At 33.8% G+C, this 6148-nt stretch carries 6 protein-coding genes and 1 pseudogene; 5 read left to right on the top strand and 2 right to left on the bottom strand.

Annotated features, from left to right (window positions below):
* Window positions 1-125: 125 nt before the first annotated feature.
* The gene (locus DS742_RS02535; RefSeq protein WP_117415463.1) at window positions 126-821 is read right to left on the bottom strand and encodes a radical SAM protein; all 696 of its coding nucleotides are present in this window, start codon (window positions 819-821) and stop codon (window positions 126-128) included.
* A 585-nt stretch (window positions 822-1406) separates the two neighbouring features.
* Between DS742_RS02535 and DS742_RS02525 the strand changes: the two genes are divergently transcribed.
* Window positions 1407-1844: a PLP-dependent transferase gene (locus DS742_RS02525; protein ID WP_242996367.1), complete on the top strand. Its 438-nt coding sequence runs from the start codon at window positions 1407-1409 to the stop codon at window positions 1842-1844.
* 216 nt (window positions 1845-2060) lie between these two features.
* Here the strand turns inward: DS742_RS02525 and DS742_RS02515 are convergent.
* A pseudogene (locus DS742_RS02515) lies at window positions 2061-2315 on the bottom strand (ATP-binding cassette domain-containing protein); the annotation flags it as partial.
* Between the two features lie 173 nt (window positions 2316-2488).
* On the opposite strand from DS742_RS02515, the gene DS742_RS02510 reads away from it, so the two are divergent.
* The 4 genes from DS742_RS02510 (at window position 2489) to DS742_RS02495 (ending at window position 6143) form a co-directional block, all read left to right on the top strand.
* Window positions 2489-2854, top strand: coding sequence for a response regulator (locus DS742_RS02510; protein ID WP_117415460.1), 366 nt, complete (start codon window positions 2489-2491; stop codon window positions 2852-2854).
* A 45-nt stretch (window positions 2855-2899) separates the two neighbouring features.
* Window positions 2900-4972: a chemotaxis protein CheA gene (locus DS742_RS02505; RefSeq protein ID WP_117415459.1), complete on the top strand. Its 2073-nt coding sequence runs from the start codon at window positions 2900-2902 to the stop codon at window positions 4970-4972.
* 201 nt (window positions 4973-5173) lie between these two features.
* Window positions 5174-5575 (top strand): bacteriohemerythrin, encoded by a 402-nt coding sequence (locus DS742_RS02500; RefSeq protein ID WP_117415458.1) that lies wholly within the window; start codon window positions 5174-5176, stop codon window positions 5573-5575.
* 76 nt (window positions 5576-5651) lie between these two features.
* Window positions 5652-6143, top strand: coding sequence for a chemotaxis protein CheW (locus tag DS742_RS02495; protein ID WP_117415457.1), 492 nt, complete (start codon window positions 5652-5654; stop codon window positions 6141-6143).
* Window positions 6144-6148 lie beyond the last annotated feature (5 nt).

Raw genomic sequence — 6148 nt, 5'->3', positions numbered from 1 at the left:
GGGAGTTTTTTTACAGCCCCTACTACACAATAGAAACCCCGGCGGGTTGATTTTGTTATTTAAAAAGTAATAATATTGGTTCTATACCGATGTTAATTTGACAATTCTTATCTATGTGCCGAATTCTATTGGGCAACACTTTGAAGCATATTTGTAATCTCTGTAAAGCGCTCATCAGTTATTCCAAGTTTTTTTTGAAACTTTTCTTCCTCAAGCCTAACGACTATCAATTTGTCGGGAGAAATATCCTGAATAATATCTTTTAGCTTTTGAACAGATACTTCATCATCGTTATATCCTCTTATAATTGTGACTTCAAAGATAAACTTCCCATTGTACTGATTATGAAAGTTTACCATATTGGATATATATTCGGATAATGTATAGCCTTGTATTGGCCTCTGAACTTTTTGAAAAGCTTCTTCGGTAATCACTTTTAGTTCACCAATAACCTCATCACACATATTTGCAATTTCTATATAGTCTTTTTTATTGAGTAAATAACCATTAGATAGCAATCGGACAGGCAGCCCCTTATTTTTTATGAAACCGATAATGTTGCAGATTTGGTCATGTATAAGAGCTTCTCCTTTTGAGTTAATAAAAATCAGATCTGCATTTGTTTGCTCAATAATTTTTTCTAACTCAGTTAACGAATCTGTCACATTACCAAAAGCAATTTGAGTATCAATCTTGTTTTTTGATCTTCCAATCGGACAGAAAATGCAATCAAAGTTACAGTACTTTTCAGGAAGAATATTTATTTCTAATACTCTTTTACCGTCCTCAATATAAATATCTTTATAATCAAATCCTTGCATAGTTTAGCCTCCTCAAACAATTCTCTATTTTTGCAATTTTTTATTATATACAAATTGATCTAACTATTTTTTCTTGCCTTGCCGGTCATAGATAAAATCTCAAATTCATAGACCGTTACATTTTTCATTGAAGCAGAAATATATTTTTCTCCATTTTCCAAGTACTCTGGACTATACTTTTGAAGTACTTTCTATCAGTCCTACGCATTTCTCTAAACATGATTCTTTTCCTCCTTACTTGATACACCGAGCTGTTTAGAATATACCTCCAATAAAAAAACGCCTTAACACCCATTCCTTCTAAGGCCTAATGGAATGGTGTCAAGACGTTTACCCGACGGCAAAATAATAATATAAATTAAAAATATCATACTTACATCAAAAAGTCAAATTAACCTAGCTCCCGACTTGCCTGTGTAAAGTTTTGCAGAGCAGCTACTTTCAAAAAGGTATTTAGATTCCGAATTTCCATGACAGCCTCCCAATGTATTCAATGGTTTCATAATACAATATTTTGGTGACTATATCAATCAAAAAAAGTGATTGATATAATCAAAACCATTTGTTTTACAGATTGATTATACCGTGGTAGAAAGCAATATTTATGCTCGAAATCGCAATGTTAACCAAATGGTTTTACAAGACAAACTCTGTGCTCTAACTGATGCAGAAGACTGCGCAATATTTGCAAGTGGTGTTGCGGCGCTTACTGGTGTATTTGTACCGTTTTTGAACACTGGTGATCACGCAGTTGTCTCCGAAGTCTGCTACAGTGCAACAAATTTGTTGTTTCGTAAGTTTTTGCCGGAAAAGTATAATATAGAGGTAACCTTTGTAGATTCAACTGATACAGAGGCGATACGTGCTGCAATTCGTCCCAATACACGATTGATTCATATAGAAACACCTGGAAATCCAACGACGGAAATCAGTGATATGTTTGCAAACAAAAGTGGCAAGCAGGGCATACGGGTGACCACCGTATGCTTTTGCTTGTTGGGGAGTATCCCCAATCTCCACTGAAACGATGATAAATCATCGTGCTACGCTCCCTTTGGGAGCTGATAAAATCACAGAGCAGCTTACCGCTGTTCCTGTGATTTTTCTTTTGCCTTTTGTTCCTGTTCCAGTCCTAAAAGGCGGTCGATATTTGCCTTGGCAGTCAAAATATCTTGCATTTCTTTTTTCGCTGAATGGTACTGCCCGTATGCCTTTTTCTTCTTTGAAAGCAAGTCGGTATTAGTTTAAGCCGGTAAACTTGGAGTTATAGGGGGAGCTGAATGGGTATGTTGGTTGATATTCAAGCAGTAAGGTTTCAATCTGCATTCGAGACAGGACATCGATATAATTTGATGGCTCATCCCAGATATACAGATGCGCTTGTTCGCAAAGGCTTTTTGCAATTAGAACTTTTTTCTTTTGGCCTTCACTAAAATCTTCAAGTCTTTTTTCAAATTGCTCCCTTGAAAAATCAAGTTTACGCAGGATGGCCTTTTATTGCCCTAAGGATGTTTATGGTTAAATAATGTAGCTTCTTCCCATGCCATTTGCATTTTTAAGATTTATATAATGCTTTTTGCATTGACGATTGTGACTTGTGACACTACAACTATGTGAAGTTATTAACTATAATCAGATTATAACAAAAAGCACAGGAGAGTGAGAATTTGAAAAAAGTATTAATTGTTGATGATGCTGCATTTATGAGATTGTCTTTAAGAAGAATTATTGAAAAAAGTGGCTTCGAAGTTATAGGAGAGGCTGAAAATGGACTAGCTGCTGTAAAGCTATACAGGCAATTAAAGCCCGATATTGTCACAATGGATATTACAATGCAGGAGTTAAATGGTATTGATGCTCTTAAGATGATAAAAAGTCTAGACAATAATGCCAGAATAATTATGATCACATCTTTAGGACATAAGGATAAAGTAGGAGAGGCCATAAGAGCTGGTGCGGTCGCATTTATATTAAAACCTTTTAATGAATCGTTTATAGAAAAATCACTAAAATTGGTAACAGCAAAACAATAAAAGTATAGCATTTTATTAAGCAAAATAAGGCAGGAGAGGTATAAGATGGCGGATACAATTATAAATGAGCCAATGCTAGATATGTATACTTTTGAGACAAATCATTTAATTGAACAAATGGAAGAATTAATTCTTCATGGAGAAAAAAGTAATCAATTTTTACTATCAATTGATGAAAGTTTTAGAATTATGCATACCATAAAGGGCTCTTCAGCTATGATGCTATTTAACAATATCTCAGAGCTTTCACATGTTGTTGAAGATTTGTTCTATTATCTCCGAGAAAATGAGCCTGAACAGGTTGACTACCAAGCCTTAAGTGATATTGTTCTTGAGTCTGTAGATTTCATTAAAAATGAATTGTCAAAGATTGAAAAAAGCTGTCCAGCAGATGGAGATGCCAAAGAAATAATTGATGGTATAAAGCAATTTCTAATCAATCTTAAAGAATTAAATGGAGACTGCTACATTTCAAAAAAAGACAATAGTATTTCACAACCTGCTATGCATAAACCCTTCATAAATTCAGTAAAAGAAACAGACTTATCTGATAAACGAAAATATGAAGTTGTTATTTTTTTCGAGGATGGTTGTGAGATGGAAAACATACGAGCTTTTTCTATTATTCATATGCTTTCCGATATTACCTCTGATTTAAGTTATTATCCTGAAAATATAATTGATGATGATACTACAATAGAGCAAATCAAAAAAGAGGGATTTAAAATATCTTTTAAAACATTAACAAGTATTGAATCTATTCGGGAATTACTTGAGAATACGGTTTCCGTGAAAAATCTGGAATTATCTGCTCAAAATGACATTGTGAATATGATTGAAGCTCAAAATGACAACTCTTCACAATGCCAGACTAACTTACTAAAACAGGAGCTTATAACCAATAAAGAGTTGAGTGTACAGAATCATTTACATTCTACTAAAAATCAAGGAATGATTAGTGTCAATCTATCAAAAACTGATCGGTTAATGGATTTAATTGGTGAATTAGTTATTGCCGAAGCAATGGTTACTCAAAACCCGGATCTTAAAGGATTGGAGTTAAATAATTTTGATAAGTCAGTAAGACAACTCCATAAAATTACTGATGAACTGCAAGATGTTGTAATGTCGATACGAATGGTACCTCTTTCTACGATATTCTATAAGATGCATCGAATCGTAAGGGATATGTGCAAAAAGTTGGATAAAGAAGTAAAATTTGAAATGATCGGTGAAGAAACAGAAGTGGATAAAAATATAATTGATCATATTTCGGACCCATTGATGCATTTGATCCGAAATGCAATTGATCATGGTATTGAATCAAAGGAAGATAGATTGTTAAAAGGAAAACCCCAAGAAGGTAGGATTATTTTAGAAGCCAGGCATGCAGGTAGTGATGTACTTATTACTGTCAAAGATGATGGGAGGGGACTAAATAAAAGAAAAATAATTGATAAAGCGAAGAAAAAAGGTTTGCTTTATAAGCCCGAAGAGGAAATGTCTATTAGCGAAATATATAATTTGATTTTACTGCCAGGCTTCTCTACATGTGAGAATATTACTGAATTCTCTGGTCGTGGCGTTGGTATGGATGTAGTTGTAAGAAATATTGAGACCATCGGAGGCACTGTGTCGATAAACAGCACAGAAGATCTGGGTACAACAGTTACTTTTAAAATTCCGCTAACATTGGCTATTGTTGATGGAATGAATGTATGCGTTGGAAAATCTCGTTATACCATTCCGACAACATCAATTAAAGAGTCTTTTAGAGCAAATCTCGCAGATATTATTTGTGATCCAGATGGGAATGAAATGATAATGGTTAGAGGTCAGTGTCATCCTATCCTAAGAATACATGAGTTTTATAGAATAAAAACAGATGTAATCCGATTAGATGAAGGAATTGTTATTATGTTAGAGCATGAAGAAAAAAAACTTTGTATCTTTGTGGATCAATTATTAGGACAGCAACAAGTAGTAGTAAAAGCACTGCCTAGCTACATTAAACAAAGAAAAAAAATAGTAGGGCTAAGCGGATGTACAATATTAGGGGATGGTAATATCAGTTTAATTTTAGATATTGAAGGGCTTTTAAAAGGTAATATTAATTAAAGTATATTTACCAGTTTCATCCCTGACGAAGTAGAGATAAGAACTCGGGTTTGTCAGATTCATAAATATCTTGGCAATCTGAAAAAACATCTGCCAATGAAAGCTGAGGGGTTATTCTATTTTTAAGAGTAAAAAAGCCAGTAAAATCAAGGTATGTGGCGTTTCGCAAACGCCTAAGAATAATATTTACTAGGGGGTAAGATGTTTACCTGGAGCGAGAATTTTAGTGTACAAGATTATGTTATAGATGAGCAGCATAAAAAACTAATAGAACTAATATACATAGTTGCTGCATTATTAAATAATTATGATGATAAATTTTCAAATGTCTACGAGGTGGTTATTGAATTGGACCGGTATATTATAGAACACCTTGAATATGAAGAAGAACTTATGAAAAAGAGTTGTTATCCAACCATGAAAGAACATATATTGCAACATCAGCAATTAAGATACAAGATGTCACAACTGAATGTCTTTGAAATTGAAAAATCATACGAGTTTTATGCTGATTTACTTGCATATCTAGTTGAATGGTTGTCAAAACATATTATGGATGCTGATAAGAAGTTAGGATTATTTTTACTAAATAAAACAAACTAGCAACAAGATGGATAATACCTTACTGGCTGTAAGGAATATTAACCATAAATATATTGTAGTAGAAAGGAGTTGCGATATGACAGAATCAATAATACAAGAATTGATTGACCAGGAAGAGGATACTCAAAAGGGAAGGTTTCTTACTTTTACGTTAGGTAGTGAATGCTATGGTATAGAAATACAGTATGTGTCCGAGATTATTGGCATACAACCCATAACGGAGATGCCGGAGCACCCGGAATATGTCCGGGGAATTATTAATCTACGAGGGAAGATTATCCCGGTAATGGATGTTAGAATACGATTTAAGAAACAATCGATAGAATATAATGATAGGACCTGCATTATTGTCATAATCATTGATGATGTATCGATTGGATTAATTGTGGATAGTGTAGCAGAGGTATTAACCATACCTGATCATGATATTGTATCACCTCCGGATATAAGTGGAGTATCCAATAAGTACATACAAGGAATAGGTAAAGTAGGTAATGAAGTTAAAATGCTTCTAAATTGTGACAAATTGCTGAATGAACAAGACGTAGAGTATCTCGCTACCATATAAAACAA

This window comes from Lacrimispora amygdalina, from assembly GCF_003432035.1.
Lineage (GTDB): Bacteria > Bacillota > Clostridia > Lachnospirales > Lachnospiraceae > Lacrimispora > Lacrimispora amygdalina.
The sequence above is the reverse complement of the archived record's forward strand: the minus strand, read 5'-3'. Positions and strand labels throughout refer to the sequence as shown.

What these genes read in the sequence shown, in the direction of transcription:
- DS742_RS02535 (WP_117415463.1), bottom strand. Translation starts at nt 821, where the DNA reads ATGCAAGGATTTGATTATAAAGATATTTATATTGAGGACGGTAAAAGA.
- DS742_RS02505 (WP_117415459.1), top strand. Translation starts at nt 2,900, where the DNA reads ATGGCGGATACAATTATAAATGAGCCAATGCTAGATATGTATACTTTT.
- DS742_RS02500 (WP_117415458.1), top strand. Translation starts at nt 5,174, where the DNA reads ATGTTTACCTGGAGCGAGAATTTTAGTGTACAAGATTATGTTATAGAT.
- DS742_RS02495 (WP_117415457.1), top strand. Translation starts at nt 5,652, where the DNA reads ATGACAGAATCAATAATACAAGAATTGATTGACCAGGAAGAGGATACT.